The sequence below is a fragment of the Pararhodobacter sp. genome (assembly GCF_034676075.1).
In the GTDB taxonomy this organism is placed as follows: Bacteria; Pseudomonadota; Alphaproteobacteria; order Rhodobacterales; family Rhodobacteraceae; genus Pararhodobacter.
On record NZ_JAUCCQ010000001.1, the window covers coordinates 185,923 to 201,191 of the forward strand.

18 protein-coding genes are annotated in these 15,269 nt (G+C 69.3%); 11 read left to right on the plus strand and 7 right to left on the minus strand.

Going from position 1 to position 15,269, the window contains the following annotated elements; all coding sequences use genetic code 11:
* The 6 genes from VDQ18_RS00915 (at position 1) to VDQ18_RS00940 (ending at position 3,063) form a co-directional block, all read left to right on the plus strand.
* Entirely contained in the window at positions 1 to 402 is a 402-nt protein-coding gene (locus VDQ18_RS00915) for a hypothetical protein (RefSeq protein WP_323019158.1), read from the plus strand.
* Positions 399 to 1,034, plus strand: coding sequence for a MotA/TolQ/ExbB proton channel family protein (locus tag VDQ18_RS00920; RefSeq protein WP_323019159.1), 636 nt, complete (start codon positions 399 to 401; stop codon positions 1,032 to 1,034). The genes VDQ18_RS00915 and VDQ18_RS00920 overlap by 4 nt, the downstream gene beginning before the upstream one ends.
* A complete protein-coding gene (locus tag VDQ18_RS00925; RefSeq protein WP_323019160.1) occupies positions 1,027 to 1,401 on the plus strand; it encodes a biopolymer transporter ExbD in 375 nt (124 codons plus the stop codon). Before VDQ18_RS00920 ends, VDQ18_RS00925 begins: the two co-directional genes overlap by 8 nt.
* Entirely contained in the window at positions 1,398 to 1,781 is a 384-nt protein-coding gene (locus VDQ18_RS00930) for a biopolymer transporter ExbD (RefSeq protein WP_323019161.1), read from the plus strand. The genes VDQ18_RS00925 and VDQ18_RS00930 overlap by 4 nt, the downstream gene beginning before the upstream one ends.
* A gap of 76 nt (positions 1,782 to 1,857) precedes the next feature.
* Entirely contained in the window at positions 1,858 to 2,586 is a 729-nt protein-coding gene (locus VDQ18_RS00935) for a TonB family protein (protein ID WP_323019162.1), read from the plus strand.
* Positions 2,587 to 2,739: 153 nt separating this feature from the next.
* On the plus strand, positions 2,740 to 3,063 hold the full coding sequence (locus VDQ18_RS00940) for a 2Fe-2S iron-sulfur cluster-binding protein (RefSeq protein WP_323019163.1): 324 nt from the start codon (positions 2,740 to 2,742) through the stop codon (positions 3,061 to 3,063).
* A 23-nt stretch (positions 3,064 to 3,086) separates the two neighbouring features.
* On the opposite strand, the gene VDQ18_RS00945 is transcribed toward VDQ18_RS00940, so the two are convergent.
* Positions 3,087 to 3,578 carry a MarR family winged helix-turn-helix transcriptional regulator gene (locus tag VDQ18_RS00945; RefSeq protein ID WP_323019164.1) on the minus strand — a complete coding sequence of 164 codons (492 nt, stop codon included), beginning with the start codon at positions 3,576 to 3,578 and terminating at the stop codon, positions 3,087 to 3,089.
* 72 nt (positions 3,579 to 3,650) lie between these two features.
* Between VDQ18_RS00945 and VDQ18_RS00950 the strand changes: the two genes are divergently transcribed.
* The 5 genes from VDQ18_RS00950 (at position 3,651) to VDQ18_RS00970 (ending at position 9,687) form a co-directional block, all read left to right on the plus strand.
* Positions 3,651 to 5,321, plus strand: coding sequence for a dihydroxyacetone kinase family protein (locus VDQ18_RS00950; RefSeq protein WP_323019165.1), 1,671 nt, complete (start codon positions 3,651 to 3,653; stop codon positions 5,319 to 5,321).
* 75 nt (positions 5,322 to 5,396) lie between these two features.
* A complete protein-coding gene (locus VDQ18_RS00955; protein WP_323019166.1) occupies positions 5,397 to 6,608 on the plus strand; it encodes a cytochrome P450 in 1,212 nt (403 codons plus the stop codon).
* Between the two features lie 48 nt (positions 6,609 to 6,656).
* Entirely contained in the window at positions 6,657 to 7,772 is a 1,116-nt protein-coding gene (dctP, locus tag VDQ18_RS00960) for a TRAP transporter substrate-binding protein DctP (RefSeq protein WP_323019167.1), read from the plus strand.
* A gap of 74 nt (positions 7,773 to 7,846) precedes the next feature.
* Positions 7,847 to 8,374, plus strand: a complete 528-nt coding sequence (locus VDQ18_RS00965; RefSeq protein ID WP_323019168.1) for a TRAP transporter small permease — start codon at positions 7,847 to 7,849, stop codon at positions 8,372 to 8,374.
* Positions 8,374 to 9,687, plus strand: coding sequence for a TRAP transporter large permease (locus tag VDQ18_RS00970; RefSeq protein WP_323019169.1), 1,314 nt, complete (start codon positions 8,374 to 8,376; stop codon positions 9,685 to 9,687). The genes VDQ18_RS00965 and VDQ18_RS00970 overlap by 1 nt, the downstream gene beginning before the upstream one ends.
* 44 nt (positions 9,688 to 9,731) lie before the next feature.
* Here VDQ18_RS00970 and VDQ18_RS00975 read toward each other — a convergent pair whose 3' ends face one another.
* The 6 genes from VDQ18_RS00975 to hisD form a co-directional block, all read right to left on the minus strand.
* The gene (locus VDQ18_RS00975; protein ID WP_323019170.1) at positions 9,732 to 10,424 is read right to left on the minus strand and encodes an RraA family protein; all 693 of its coding nucleotides are present in this window, start codon (positions 10,422 to 10,424) and stop codon (positions 9,732 to 9,734) included.
* On the minus strand, positions 10,421 to 11,107 hold the full coding sequence (locus VDQ18_RS00980) for an alpha/beta fold hydrolase (RefSeq protein WP_323019171.1): 687 nt from the start codon (positions 11,105 to 11,107) through the stop codon (positions 10,421 to 10,423). The genes VDQ18_RS00975 and VDQ18_RS00980 overlap by 4 nt, the downstream gene beginning before the upstream one ends.
* 28 nt (positions 11,108 to 11,135) lie before the next feature.
* Entirely contained in the window at positions 11,136 to 12,104 is a 969-nt protein-coding gene (locus VDQ18_RS00985; protein ID WP_323019245.1) for a cupin domain-containing protein, read from the minus strand.
* Positions 12,105 to 12,166: 62 nt separating this feature from the next.
* Positions 12,167 to 13,189, minus strand: coding sequence for a LacI family DNA-binding transcriptional regulator (locus VDQ18_RS00990; RefSeq protein ID WP_323019172.1), 1,023 nt, complete (start codon positions 13,187 to 13,189; stop codon positions 12,167 to 12,169).
* On the minus strand, positions 13,186 to 13,950 hold the full coding sequence (locus VDQ18_RS00995) for an SDR family NAD(P)-dependent oxidoreductase (protein ID WP_323019173.1): 765 nt from the start codon (positions 13,948 to 13,950) through the stop codon (positions 13,186 to 13,188). Before VDQ18_RS00995 ends, VDQ18_RS00990 begins: the two co-directional genes overlap by 4 nt.
* Positions 13,947 to 15,257, minus strand: coding sequence for a histidinol dehydrogenase (gene hisD / locus VDQ18_RS01000; protein WP_323019174.1), 1,311 nt, complete (start codon positions 15,255 to 15,257; stop codon positions 13,947 to 13,949). Before hisD ends, VDQ18_RS00995 begins: the two co-directional genes overlap by 4 nt.
* Between the last annotated feature and the right edge of the window lie 12 nt (positions 15,258 to 15,269).

A 15,269-nucleotide genomic window follows, 5' to 3' on the forward strand; every position in this document is an offset into this window, starting at 1 on the left:
ATGACGCTGCTGTTCCGCTGCCTGACCCTCGCGCTGATCCTTGCCGCCAGCCCTGCCACGGCGGGGCCGATCCGACTGGAACTGAACGCGCTGCAACCGCAGGAAGACGCCTGCCAGATCGTCTTTGTCGTCCAGAATGACAGCGGCGCGGATCTGGACCGGCTGGTGCTGGAGGCGGTGCTTTTCGACACCGGGGGACAGGTCGCGGCGCTGACGCTCTTCGATCTGGGGACGCTGCCCGCCGCGCGGATGCGGGTCCGCTCGTTCCGGATGGCGGGACTTGCCTGCGACGGACTCGCCCGGCTTCTGGTCAACGGCATCGACAGCTGCGCGCCCGAGGGGCCTGCCTGCGCCGCGCCCCTCGCGCTGGAAACCCGGGTGCCGGTCGAGATGCTGCAATGAGCCCGCTCCCCGAGGCCCTGCGCAAACTGGCCGATCTGGGCGGCCCGGTGGTGATGATCCTGATCGCACTGTCGGTGATTGCGCTGGCGCTGGTCCTGGTCAAGCTGGGGCAGTTCCTGCGGCTGGGCGTCGGACGGCATGGCGCGCTGCAACAGGCGCTCGCGGCCTGGGACCGGGGCGAGGCGGAGCGCGCCATGCAGGCCGCTGCCGCCGCTCCCTCGCATCTGGCCTCCCTCGCGGTCGCCGCCCTGAGTGCTGCACACAACCCGGCGCAAGACGCGGTGCGGGCGCGGCTGACCGGGCTTGCCGCGGCCCGTCTGGCGCGGCTCTCGGCCGGGCTCAGGCTGCTCGATTCCGTGGCGCAGGTGGCGCCGCTGCTGGGCCTTTTCGGCACGGTTCTGGGCATGATCGAGGCCTTCCAGGGCCTGCAATCGGCCGGCGCCGCCGTCGATCCCTCGGCCTTGGCAGGCGGGATCTGGGTGGCGCTGCTGACCACCGCCGTGGGTCTGGCCGTCGCCATGCCCGCCTCGCTGATCCTCAGCTGGTTCGACGCCCGCATCGCCCGCGAGGCGCTGATGGCCGAGCGGATCATCGACACCGCCCTTTGCGCGGGCCTCGGTGCCGATGGCTAGCCTCGTCCCGCCACCCCGCCGCCGGGCATTGTCGCTCACCTCGCTGATCGACGTGATCTTCCTGCTGCTTTTGTTCTTCATGCTGACCTCGACCTTCGCCCGATTGGGCGAGCTGGACCTCTCCCCCGGCGGACCGGGTGCCGGGGCCAGCGACCGCCCGCCGGTCTTCGTGCAGCTCGCGCCCGACAGCCTGCGGGTCAACGCCGTGGAGGCGCCGGTCGCGGGCCTCGCCGCCCGTCTTGCGGCCCTGGCGGGTGAAGGCGGCACGGTGCTGATCGCGCTGGCTGAGGGGGTCGAGGCGCAGCGGCTGGTCGATATCCTCGCCACCCTGCGCGGCGCGCCTTTCGGCATCCGGGTGCTGCCATGAGCCTGCGCCAGCCGGTCCGCCGCGCGAAGGGCGAGCCGGTGATCGGGCTGATCAACGTCGTCTTCCTGATGCTGATCTTCTTCCTGATCGCCGGGACGCTCGCCCCTGCCCCCGGCGAAGGGATCGCTCTGGTGGACCTCGGAGATACGCCGCTGCAGCCGCCGCCCGATGTGCTGGTGCTGACCGCCGAGGGGCGGCTGCTGCAGGGCGGGGCCGAGACCGATGCCGCCCGCTACCTCGCCACCCTCACCGAGCCGCGTGTGGCCCGCATCCTGCCCGACCGACGGGCTCAGGCCAGCACGCTCGTCACGCTCGCCGCCGCCCTGACCGAGGGCGGGGCGGCGCGGGTGGTGATCCTCGGCGAAAGGGGAGTGCGATGAGGCGGGCAGGTGTCGTCGGGCGAAGAGCCGGCGCGGCTGACCCCGGATCCAAGGCAGCCGACCGGAATCGCACCGCATGAGGCTGTCGCCACAAGCCAAGGCCACCGGACCGGGCTGGAAGGGCATCGCGCTGGCGGGCGCGCTGTCGCTCCTCATCCATGGCGCGATTCTGGCGATGCTGGTGCCGCCGCAGGTCGACGGGGCAATCGCCGGAGGCGGCGCAGCGGTCCCGGCAGCGCTCGGCAGCGACTTTCGTGATTTCGCGCGGGGGGCTGTGCCCTCGGTCCCCGACATGGCCGCCAGCGCGCCATCCCCGACAGGGACGACACCCGCCCCTTCCACACCGGCCGAAAGCGCCATCGCCGTCCTGACCGCCGAGGCCGATACGCCCCGCCCGCAACGACGCCCGGACCGCACGGCGCGCTCTGCGCAAACCACCGAGGCGGACGGCGACAGCGACCGATCCGCCCGGCGCGGCAGTGCCGATGGTGCCCGGGGACAGGCCGAGACCCAAGCCGCCACCCGGGCCAGCGCCCCCGGGACTGCCCCGGTCTCCACCTATCCCGGCGAGGTCATGCGTCAGATCCAGCGCGTGCGGCAGGCGCGGGTTCGGGCGAGGGGGTCGGCCACGGTGGTCTTCACCATCGCCGCGGATGGCCGTCTGGCCTCTGCCGCGCTCGCCCGGTCCTCAGGCAGCGCCGAGCTCGATCAGGCCGCTCTGGATCACCTCCACCGCGCCGCGCCCTTCCCCGCCCCTCCCCAGGGCGCGCAGCGCGATTTCTCCTTCGACTTTCGCGGTCGCTAGGGGCGGCCTGCCCTTCCGGCCTTTGAAGGGAGGCCCAAACACAGGTCAGTGACGGCGCCTGCAAGGACTCGTCGAGCCTGCGCGCTTCGCCTCACAAATCGAGTTGCAATATAAACTGGTTGTATTATGAACCGGGCGAGAGGAGGGTCCCGCATGGTCAATCTAACCTTTGTCAGCGCCGAAGGGCGCCGCACCGAGCTGTCGGTTCCGGCAGGCACCAGCATCATGCAGGCGGCCGTCCAGAACGGCGTTGCCGGGATCATCGGCGAATGCGGGGGCTCGGCGATGTGCGCGACCTGCCATGTCCACATCGACCCGGCCTTCGCCGCGAAGCTGCCGCCGATCGAGGACATGGAAGAGGCGATGCTCGATTGCGCCGCCTCGCCGATCGACGCGCGCAGCCGCCTGGGATGCCAGATCGAACTGGGGCCTGACCTGGACGGGCTGGTGGTCTATCTGCCGGAAACCCAGCAGTGAACAGCCCTGCCCTGAGCCCGGCGTCAGTCGCGGCCCATCAGCGCGCGGTCGACGGCATCGACCTTGGCCAGGTTCTCGCGCAGCCGTTCCAGCAGCGCGAAGAGCCGGTCCAGCTCGGCCGCGTCCAGCCCGTCCAGCAGCGCGGCCTCGCGTTGCAGGGCGATGGCGATGATCTTGTCATGCAGCTCGGCCCCCGCCTGCGTCAGCCACAACAGGCGCCGTGCGCGGTCCAGCCGGGCCACGACATAGCCCAGATCCTCCAGCCGCCGGGTCGAGCGGCTGACGACGGATTTGTTCATCGCCACCATCTCGCCCACCCGCAGGGCCTGGATGCCGGGCTCGTTGCGCAACGCCGAGAGGATGCGCCATTCGTTCAGGCCGATGTCGAAGAGATGCAGGTACAGCTGCGACGCGCCCCAGGCGAGGCGGTTGTTCAGCACCGACAGATAATAGGGCGCATAGCGCCCCGCCTGCACCGAAAGACCGCTTTCGGTGATGAGGTCGGGATCGTTCATGCCAAGGCCTCCTGCAACTGGGGCCTGTCTAGCCAGCAACTTGTTTAATTGCAAACCGGGAGGGGTGCCGCGATGAAAAAGCTGATCAACGAGGTGAAGGATGTCGTGCCGCAGGCGCTGGCCGGGCTGGTCGCGACCTCGAACGGATTGCGGCTGATCGAGGGGACGACCATCGTCGTCCGCGCGGATCTGGAAGCACTGCGCGCCTCGGGCAAGGTCGCCCTGATTTCGGGCGGCGGTTCGGGGCACGAACCGGCGCACGCGGGCTATGTCGGGCGCGGGATGCTGACGGCGGCGGTGGCGGGCGATGTCTTCGCCTCGCCCTCGACCGATGCGGTGCTGACGGCGATCCGCGCCGTGGCGGGGCCGGGCGGCGTGCTGCTGATCGTCAAGAACTACACCGGCGACCGGCTGAACTTTGGCCTCGCGGCGCAGATCGCCCGCGGCGAGGGGATCGCCTGCGAGGTGGTGATCGTCGATGACGACGCGGCGCTGGGTTCGGCCGAGAAGACGGCCGGGCGGCGCGGCATCGCCGGGACCGTGCTGGTCCACAAGATCGCCGGTGTCGCGGCCGAGGCCGGGCTGCCGCTGGCCGAGGTCAAGACGCGGGCCGAGGCCGCCGTGGCTGCCACCGGCTCGATGGGCGTGGCGCTCAGCCCCTGCATCGTGCCCGCCGCCGGGACCCCGAATTTCGAACTGGAGCATGACGAGATCGAGCTGGGCCTTGGCATCCACGGCGAGGCCGGGCTGGAGCGCGTCACCCTGCGCCCCGCGTCCGACTTGGCCGAGGCGCTGATCGCCGCCATCGCCCGGGATCGCGGGCTGAAGCCCGGGGATCGCGTGGCGCTTTTGGTCAACAACCTGGGCTCGACCCCGCCGATGGAGATTTCCATCGTCGCCGGTGACGCGCTGGAGGCCTGCGCGGCGCTGGGGCTCGAGGTCGCGCGGGTCTGGTCGGGCACTTATCTCACCGCCATCGACATGGCGGGCGTCTCGCTGTCGCTGATGGCGCTGGACGATGACAGGCTGGCGGCGCTGGACGCCCCGGCCGAGGCCCCGGCCTGGACCCTGCCGGGTCTGCGTCAGGGGATGACCCTCCCCGCCCCGGCAGCGGCCGAGCCCGTCACCGCGACCGGCCGCGCCGATCCCGCCGTGATGGCAGCGCTGGTCGCGGGGTGCGAGGCGCTGATCGCCGCCGAACCCGAGCTCACCCGCATGGACCAGATTGTCGGCGACGGCGATATCGGCCGCTCGCTGGCCGGCGGGGCCGAGGCGCTGCTGGCCGAACGCACCACGCTGGAGGGGCTGACCGGCGCCGCCTTCTGGCGCCATGTCGGCGCGGTGGTGCGGCGTTCGACCGGGGGCACGTCGGGCCCGCTCTACGCCATCCTCGCCTTCGGCGCCGCGAATGCGCTGGAAGAGGCCGAGGGCGATGCTGGCAGCGTGCTGGCCGAGGCCTTTGCCCGCGGTGTCGCAGCTTTGTGCGAGCTGGGCGGCGCCGAGCCGGGCGACCGGACCATGGTCGACGCGCTGGCCCCGGCGGTCGCGGCGATGGCGCAGGGCAGCAGTCCGGCCGAACGCCTGAGCGCTGCCGCTGCTGCCGCCCTTCAGGGGGCCGAGGCGACCAAGGCGATGAAGCCCCGCCGCGGACGCTCCAGCTATGTCGGCGACCGGGTTCTGGGCCATCCCGATCCGGGCGCCGTGGCGGTGTCGTTCTGGCTGCAGGCCGCCGCCAGACGGTGAACTGTTTCCAAAGATACAATCCACTTGCAAATTAAATGAGTTGCTAATTAAACTAGCAACGGAGGAGGAGACCCCATGCCCGCAAGCGACTCGCTCGACCGGCCCATACTGGACATCGACCCGTTCAGCCGGGAAAGCATGGACAACCCCATCGCCCTCGACGAGGCGATCCGCGCAGCCGGCCCCGTGGCCTGGGTGCCGAAATACGGCTTCTGGATCACAGGCCGGGACAAGGTCGTGCGCGAGGTCTTCGAGGATTGGCGCCGCTTCTCCTCGGCCTTCGGTACGGGCCTCACCAATGTCGTGCGTGACGAACCCTGGCGCAAACCCTCGGTCATTCTGGAAGCCGATCCGCCGATCCACACGCCCAACCGCAAGGTGCTGGCCCGGGTCCTGTCGCCCGCCGCACTGCGCAAGATGGCCGATGATTTCCGCGCCGAGGCCGAGCGGATGGTCGATGCCCTGCTGGAACGCGGCGGCGAGGTCGATCTGGCAAGCGAACTGGCCTTCGCCTTCCCGTTCAAGGTGCTGCCCGACGCGGTGGGCCTGCAACCGAGCGGACGGCATCATCTGATGCCCTATTCCGAGTTGAATTTCAACGCGATGGGCCCCCGGAACGACCTCTATTACGCGGCCCGCAAGGTGGTCGAGGAACAGGGCACCTTCGAATATGTCGCGGCCCAGATGGCCGAGGAGAATCTGGTCCCGGGCGGCTTCGGCGAAGAGATCTACGCCTATGCCCATCGCGGCGAGATCAGCCATGACGATGCCGGGATGCTGGTCCGGGCCTTCATCTCGGCGGGGATCGACACCACGGTCTTCGGCATCGGGATCGCCATGAAGGCGCTGATCGAGCACCCCAGCGAATGGGACAAGCTGCGCGCCGACCCGACGCTGGCGCGCGCCGCCTTCGAGGAAGGGCTGCGCTGGTTCGCGCCCTCCCCGGTCATCGGCCGCACCACCAGCGGCCCGACCGAGCTGGCCGGCGTCAAGCTGGGCGGCGAGGAGAAGGTGATGATGTGGCTGGCCGCCGCCAACCGCGACCCCGAGCGCTGGGACAATCCGAACACCTATGACATCAGCCGCCGCACCGTGGGGCATCTGGCCTTCGGCACCGGCATCCACGGCTGCGTCGGCCAGATGGTCGCGCGGCTGGAGGCGGAATCGGTGCTGGGCGCGCTGGCCCGCAAGGTTTCGCGGATCGAGCTGACCGGCAAACCCGAGAATGTGCACATCAACTGGCTGCGCGGCTATCACAGCCTGCCTGCCCGGTTGACCGCTGCCTGACAGACCTGACGTCCAGCGCCCGTTGGCGCGATTTACTGGGAGGAGTAAATGACCATGAAGACCCTGACCCTGACCACCGCCGCCCTCGGCCTGATGGCCTCGGGCGCGCTGGCCCAGACGCCGATCTACGGCTCCTGGCCGCCGGCGTCGGATTACCTGAACACCGACACCCTGCCCGAAGCCTTCGCGATGATGTCCGAGGCCACCGGCGGCGCGCTGCAATGGGAGCTGATCGCGGGCGGCCAGCTGGCCGATGGCCGCGGCACGCTGGCGGCGGTGACCGACGACCTGATGCAGGGCGGCCTGCAGATTCCGGTCTACACGCCCGAGGCCATGCCCTCGCTGACGCTGCTTTATTCCATCGTCGTGCCGGGCGATGACCCGATGGCGGTGGCGGCAGCAGCGGCCGAGACGGTGTTCCTGCACTGCCCGTCCTGCCTGGCCGAGGCGCGTGAGAACAACGCGCTGCTGTTCGGCGGCTTCGCCTCGGCTTCCTACCGGCTGATGTGCACCCAGCCGACCGCCTCGCTGGCCGACATGTCCGGGCGCCGCATCCGCGCCACCGGCGGCTATGGCGAGATGGCGACCATGGGCGGCGCCACGCCGATGTCGGTGACGCTGACCGAGGCCGTGGGCCTCTTGCAGCGCGGCGGCCTCGATTGCCTGATGGCGACGCGCGAATGGCTGCAGACCTATGGCTACGGCGAATACGCCAAATACGTGACCGACCTGCCGCTGGGCAATGCCGCCCCCGCCGTGGGCTTCCTGATGAACCGCGACCTCTTCGCCGGCCTCTCGGCCGAGGAGCAGGCCGCCGTGATGCGCGCCTCGGCCTTCATCACCGCCAAGCACACGATCGGCAATTACGTGCTGCGCGATCAGGAGAGCTTCGAGAACCAGCAGGAAGTCAACGGCGTCGAGCTGGTCGAGCCGGCCGATGACCTGCGCGCCATGGTCGAGGGCTTTGCCGAGCATGACCGCGCCCGCCTGATCGGTGTGGGCCAGACGCTGGGCGTCGAGGATCCCGAAGCGCTGATCGACGCCTATCTGGCGGCCGTCGACCGCTGGCGCCCGGTGACCGCGGAGCTGGGCACCGATGTGGACGCCTGGACCCAGCGCATCTGGGACGTGGTCTTCGCCAACGTCGACCCCTCGACCCTCTGAGACCCACGGGACAGACAAGAGCGGGGGTGCGGCATCGCGCCCCCGATTCCCCTCTGACGGACCGAAGGCCGATCATGAAAGCCATCCATAGAATAATCTCGAAGATCGCCGATGCGCTCTTCGCCGTGTCACTGGTGGCCGGCGTCTTGATGATGGCGCATGTGACCATCGACGTTCTGTCGCGGACCCTGTTCAACGCGCCGCTGCCCGGCACCGGCGAGATCACCGCCAGCTACTACATGATCGCGGTCGCCTTCCTGCCGCTGGCCTGGGTGACGTTGCGCGACGAGCATGTCACCGCCGACATCTTCGTCAGCGCCCTGCCCGGTCCGATGCGCGCGGTCATCGCCGTGCTCGTCGATCTGCTGGTCATCCTCTATGTCTCGGCCTTCGTCTGGCAGACCTGGGTCTCGGCGCTGGCCCGGACCCGCCGCGGCGAGGTCTGGGAGATCCTGGGCGGCTTCCTGCCGATCTGGCCGACCCGCTGGATCCTGCCCATCGCCGGGGCGGCGATGGTGCTGGCCATGATCTTCCGCCTGGCCGCGCGACTGACCCGAACCGATCCGATCACCGGCCAGCGGCTGGGCAAGGAGAACGCCTGATGGATCCGTTGACTTTCGGCCTGATCACCCTGGGCTGCATGCTGGGCCTGATCGCGCTGCGCGTGCCGATCGGCGTGGCCCTGGGCGTGGTTTCGGTTCTGGGCCTCGCCTATGTCCGCAACTTCCCCATCGCCCTGTCGATCCTGCGCGAAAGCCCGTTCGCCTTTGCCGCCAGCTGGGACCTGACGGCGATCCCGATGTTCCTGCTGATGGGCGCCATCGCCAACCATTCCGGGATCTCCTCGGCCCTGTTCCGCGCCGCGCGGCTTTGGTTCAGCGCGCTGCCCGGCGGGCTGGCGGTCGCGGCCAACATGGCCTCGGTCGGCTTCGCCGCCGCCTGCGGCTCGTCGCTGGCGTCCTCGGCCGCGATGGGTCGCCTTGCCATCCCCGAGATGCTGCGCGCGGGCTATGACCGGGCGCTGGCCACCGGCGTCGTCGCTTCGGCGGGCACGCTGGCCGCGCTGATTCCGCCCTCGATCATGCTGGTGCTCTATGGCGTCTTCGCCGAGGTCTCGATCTCGCGCCTCCTGATCGCCGGGATCGTGCCGGGCTTCCTGACCGCGGCGGCCTATGTCGCGCTGATCGTCATCCGCTGCAAGCTGAACCCGGCACTGGCGCCGAAGCTCTCGGACGAGGAATTGCAGACGCTGAAGGCCGACCGGCTGTCGGCGCTGCGTGAGGTCTGGCCGGTCACCGCGCTGATCCTCGGCATCATCGGCGGGCTTTACGGCGGCATCGTCACGCCCACCGAAGCGGGCGCCACCGGCGCCGCGCTGGCCCTGCTGATCGCCATCCTGCAACGCCGCATCAGCATGACCAGCTTCATCGATTCCCTGAAGGAATCGATGTCGGGCACGGCGCAGATCTTCTTCGTCGGCATGGGCGCGGTGATGTACACGCGGCTTCTGTCGCTGACCGGCGTCTCGACCCTGCTGGCCGATATGGTCGGCGGCTATGCGGGCGATCCGTTGATGGTGATCCTGGCGATCTCGGTCGTGTTCCTGATCCTGGGCATGTTCCTGGACCCGCTGGGGATCATGCTGATCACCCTGCCCGTCTTCCTGCCGATGATGAAGGCGCTGGGGCTGGACCTGATCTGGTTCGGGATCATTGTCGTCAAATACGTCGAGATCGGGATGATCACGCCGCCCCTTGGCATGAACGTCTTCGTGGTGAAATCCGTGACGCCCTCGGTGCCGATCTGGACGATCTATCGGGGCGTGTTGTGGTTCCTGCTGGCCGAGGTCGTGGTCATGGCCCTGCTGATCGGCTTCCCGCAGATCACCCTGTTCCTGCCCAACCTGATGCGCTGAACAACCCTCCCGGGGCGCCGAGCGGCGGCGCCCCGGGAGACGGCTCAGGTCCGCGCGTTCTCGAAGGCGGTCCAGGCTTTCTCGAAGGCGCCGAAGTCGAAACCGGCCGCCCGCGCCGGGTCGAGGACCAGCTTCTCGGACGCCAGCAACTTGCCGATCCCCGCTTCCAGCCCGGGGATCACCGCCTCGGGGATGACCACGGCGCCGTGGCGGTCGGCATGGACCAGATCCCCCTGCGCGACCCTGAGACCGAAAACGGAGACCGGCTCGCCCAGGCTGCGAACATGCACGAAACCGTGGCTGGGGCCGATGCTGCCGGCGATGACCGGAAAACCCGCGGGCAGATCGCCCAGATCGCGCATCACCCCGTTGGTCAGCGCCCCCGCCATGCCGAAGCCCTTGTGGATCGTGGTGTTGACCTCGCCCCAATAGGCGCCGATGCAGTCGGGGAAATCCAGATCCTCGATCACCGCGACCGAGGGCTTGGGCGCATCGTGCATCGCCTTGTAATAGGCCATGCGGCGGGCGCGGATGACTTCGGGCGCCTCGGTCGGCGGGGCCAGCGCCGCGATCTGCGCGGTGACGGCGTAGCCGACGACGCTGTGCCCGGGCTCGGAACAGAGCATGGTGCCGCGGGTAAAGCCGTCGAAGCCGCGCTTGCCTTGCACCACCTCGATGGCATTGCAGACCGTGGGGGTATCGACCCGCCGCAGCAGGTCCAGAAGCGTCGGTGTCATGTCTCGAGCCATTCCTTGAGCGCCGCGAGCGTGGCGGCGGGTTGTTCCAGCGGCGGCAGATGCCCGGCGCCCGGGACGATCACCAGCCGGGATTGCGGCATCAGCGCGTGCATCAGATCGTGGCGGTCGCGCGGGCAGAGGCGGTCGCTCTCGCCCGTCAACACCAGCGCGGGACCATGGAAGGCGCGCAGCGCCCCGGTCCGGTCAGCCCGGTCGCGCAGAGCCAGCGACTGGCGGCGGAAAACCTCGGGCCCGAGGGCGCGCGCCATGTCGAGGCAGAGCGCGAGCGTCGCCACATCCCCCGGGCCGGCCAGGTAATGCGGCATCATCTCGTCTTGCATCACCGCGTCCAGCCCCCCGGCGAGGACCCGCTCGACCTGCGGCAGGCGACGGGCACGGACCTCCGGAAGTTCGGCCAGGGGGTTGGTATCGAGAAGCGCCAGCCGTTCGATCCGGTCGGGCGCCTGCGCCAGCATCTCCATCGCCACGATGCCGCCCATCGACAGCCCGGCCAGCGCGAAACGCTCGGGCAGGTCGCGCAGCAGGGCGGCGGCGATGCCGGGGATCGTCTCGGCCGCCGTGGGCAGCGCGTGGTGGACGGCGCGCGGGGCAAGGGACGACGGGATCGCCCCCCACATCCGCGCATCGCACATCATGCCCGGCACCAGGACCAGCGGAGTCATGCCTGCCGTTCCTTGTCCGACCCGGCGGTCACGCCAGGCGCCCGGTGAGCCCCGCGGGGTCGTCGGTGTTGCGGATCCGGTAGAGCGCCGCCTCGCCGGTCATCGCGGGCGTCAGGCTGTGCGACAGGCCCGGCGGGATCGCCGCCGTGTCGCCCGGGTTCAGCACGGTGCTGCCGCCGTCCCAATCCATCCGCCAATACCCGCGCACCGGCATCAGCACCTCGTGCCGGTCGGTCGCATAGGCGGTCCCGGGGATCGAGCCGCGCGTCAGGAAGTCGATCTCGAACCCTGGCCGGTCGCGCAGCAGCCCCTCGGCGCCCAGCACCTTGCAGGGCTGGCGATCCGACAGCGCCACCATGTCCCAGTAGCGGGCGACATAATCCGGCACCACCTGCGCGGTGCCGAGTTCCGGGAAGTCCCTGAGCTGCTGCTCCGTCAGCACCGGCATGGGCGAGACGCCCGCAGGCAGGCTCTGACCTTTCTTGCTGTCATAGAGCTTGCCGTTCTCGCCCAGCACCAGCCCGTGGTCGCGCGCGTCCTCGATCACCTGAGGCGCCCAGATCACGCCGCCACCGGCGTCGTCACCGCCCAGAACCGCCATGATCATCCCATAATCGGTGCCGATATTCTCGAAGCCGCGGAAGATCCCGGTCGGGATGTTGAAGATGTCGCCTTCCTCCAGCACCACCTCACCAGCCCTGCCCCAGCGGCCCCAGAAGAAGCGCCAGCGGCCTTTCAGGACGAAGAACACCTCGGCGGTGCGGTGGCTGTGCAGGCTGTTGCGGCATTTCGGCGGCTGCCCGGCGGCGCCGATGTTGAAGCCCGGCGTCTCGGTAATGTGGACATGCTGGTCGGCGCTTTCGGAGACGCCACCACCGATGATGGTGAAATTCTCCTTCTGGTCGCTGCCCGGGGTATGGGCGTCGATGAAGGCGGTCTTGCAGGGCTTGAGATCCCCGTAGCGGACGATGCGGGCGTCCATCTGGGCAGGCGTCATCATGATGTTTCCTTCAGCTTGGGATCGGCGCGCCGGGCTCTGCGGCCCGGGGCCGGAATGGATCAGACAGGATCGGTGGGCGGGCGGCGGGCGGAACCGCGCTCGACCAGCGGGCCGTCGATGTGGGTTTTCTGGGGCGCGACATCGCCCTCGATCATGCCGAGGATCGCCTCGACCGTGGCGCGGACCATGCGGTTCACTGGCTGGCGGATGGTGGTCAGGTCATAGGCGGGCCAGGCGGCCATCGGCACGTCGTCATAGCCGATGACCGAGACATCGCCCGGCACGCTGAGACCCAGCCCGAAGCGCAGCTCGTCCATCGCCGCGAAGGCCATGTGGTCGTTGCCGACGAACAGCGCATCGGGGCGGTCGGCGCGGTCGAAGAGGTCGCGCGTGGCCCGGATCGTCGCCTCGCGGTCGTACATGCCGTCGATCATCGCCACCGGATCGAGTCCCGCGGCCGCCATCGCCTGCCGGAAGCCTTCGGCCCGGTCGCGCCCGGTCGAGGACCCCTGCCAGCCCATGATATGCGCGATGCGCCGGTGTCCGGCCGCGATCAGGTATTCGGTCGCCCGGCGCCCGCCCGCCACATTGTCCGAGGTGACATCGGTCAGGCGGGGATCCTCCTGACCACGGTTGAAATTCACCACCGGGATGCCCTGCCCCGCCAGACGACCGGTGAGGTCGTTCGACAGCGAGACCGAGGCGGTGATGATCCCGTCGACGCGGTAATCAATCAGTTCGCGCACCACCTCGGACACATTGTCCGTGGCATTCTCGGCCATGAAGATCAGCACGTGATAGCCGCGCGCCTGCAGGGCGCGCGAGAGTTTCTCGATGGCCAGCGGATAGAACTGGTTCTCCAGATAGGCGACCACCAGACCGATGATCCGGCTGCGGCCGGTGATCATGGCGCGGGCCAGCGCGTCGGGCCGGTAGCCCAGCTTCTCGGCCGCCGCGCGCACCTTCTCGACCGTCGCGGGCGAGACCGAAGCGCCTGGCGTGAAAACCCGGCTGACCGCCGATTGGCTGACCCCCGCCAGACGCGCGACATCCTGCGCCGTGATGCGACCCTTGGTGCTCATCCTGCCGTCCATCCCCCGTCGACCTTCAGCGCCGTCCCGGTGACCATCGCACCCGCGTCCGAGGCAAGATACAGCACCGCGCCCATCACGTCCTCGACCCGGCCGACGCGGCCGAGCTTGATCTTTTCCTCGATCCAGGCGCGGCGGGCGGGATCGTCGAAGGTCGGTTGCGTGAGGGGGGTCAGGATGAAGGTGGGGCAGATCGTGTTGACGCGGATACCGTGCGGGCCCCATTCCATCGCCATGGCCTTGGTCATCCCCTCGACCGCGTGCTTCGTCGCGCAATAGACCGCGCGGTCCACGCCGCCGACATGGCCCATCTGGCTGGAGATCTGGATCAGGCTGCCGGGCTTGCCCGCCGCGATCAGCCCCTGCGCCACCGCCTGTGCGACGAAATAGGCGGCCTTGATGTTGATCGCCGCGACGGCGTCGAAATCCGCCTCGGTCGTCTCCAGCGCGGCGCTGTGCCGCGCCATGCCGGCCGCGTTGACCAGGATGTCGAAGGGTTTCTCGGCTGCAACGAACGCCCGCAGCGCCGGGATATCGGCGATGTCGAGCGCGCGGCTGCCGACTTTGGCACCACCGGAGCGGAGGGCGGCCGCAGCCTCCTCCAGCCGGTCGGCGCCGCGCGCCACCATCATGACCTCGGCCCCGGCATCGGCCAGCGCGCTCGCGCAGGCCAGACCGATGCCGGAGGAGGCGCCGGTCACCAGGGCGCGCCTGCCCTCGAGCCGGAACGACGGAGTGCGGGGCAGGCTCATTCCGCGGCCATGCCGTAGCCGACATTGCGCCCGCCGTAGCGGCGCACGCGGATGTTGCATTGCTCGGCGTGGCCGACGAAACCCTCCAGCATGCACAGCCGCGAGCCATAGGCGCCGATGGTCGCCGCCGCCTCGTCGCTGGTGACGCGCTGGTAGGAGTGCGTTTTCAGGAACTTGCCGACCCAGAGTCCGCCGGTGTAGCGGCCAGCCCTCTTCGTCGGCAGGGTGTGGTTGGTGCCGATGACCTTGTCGCCATTGGCCACGTTGGTGCGCGGACCCAGGAACAGCGCGCCGTAGCTGTGCATCTGCGCCAGATACCAATCGTCGCGGTCGGTCATCACCTGCACATGCTCATAGGCCATGTCATTGGCGACAACGAGCATCTCGTCATGGCTGTCACAGAGGATGACCTCGCCATAATCGCGCCAGCTGATCGAGGCGGTCTCGGCCGTGGGCAGGATGGCCAGCAGGCGGTCGATCTCGGCCAGCGTGGCCTCGGCCAGCGCGCGGGAATTGGTGATCAGGCAGGCGGGCGAGTTGTAGCCATGCTCGGCCTGGCCCAGAAGGTCGGTCGCCACCAGCTCGGCATCGACGGTGTCGTCGGCGATGACCATCGTCTCGGTCGGCCCGGCAAACAGGTCGATGCCGACGCGCCCGTAGAGCTGGCGCTTGGCCTCGGCCACGAAGGCGTTGCCGGGACCGACCAGCATATGCACCGGCTCGATGGTCTCGGTGCCGATGGCCATCGCGCCGACCGCCTGGATGCCGCCCAGCACATAGATCTCATGCGCGCCGCCCAGATGCATGGCGGCGACGATGGCGGGATGGGGCTCGCCCTTGACCGGAGGAGCGCTGGCAACGATCCGCGGCACGCCCGCCACGGTGGCGGTCAGCACCGACATATGCGCGCTGGCCACCATCGGGAACTTGCCGCCCGGCACGTAGCAGCCGACGCTTTGCACCGGTATGTTGCGATGGCCGAGGACCACGCCGGGCATCGTCTCGACCTCGATATCCGTCATGCTGGCGCGCTGCGCCTCGGCGAAACGGCGGATCTGGGTCTGGGCGAAGCGGATATCCTCCATGTCGCGGGTGCTGACCCGGGACATCGCCGCCTCGATTTCCGAGGGCGTCAGGCGGAACGAAGGGCGGCTCACCCCGTCGAACTTCTGGCTCAGGCTGGCGATGGCCGCATCGCCGCCGGTCTCGATCTCGCGCAGCGTCGCCTCGACAGTGGAGCGGACCTTGGCATCATCCTCGGCACGCTCGGCGGCGGGCTTGGCGGTCTTCAGATAGGTGATGGTCATGGGAACTCCTGA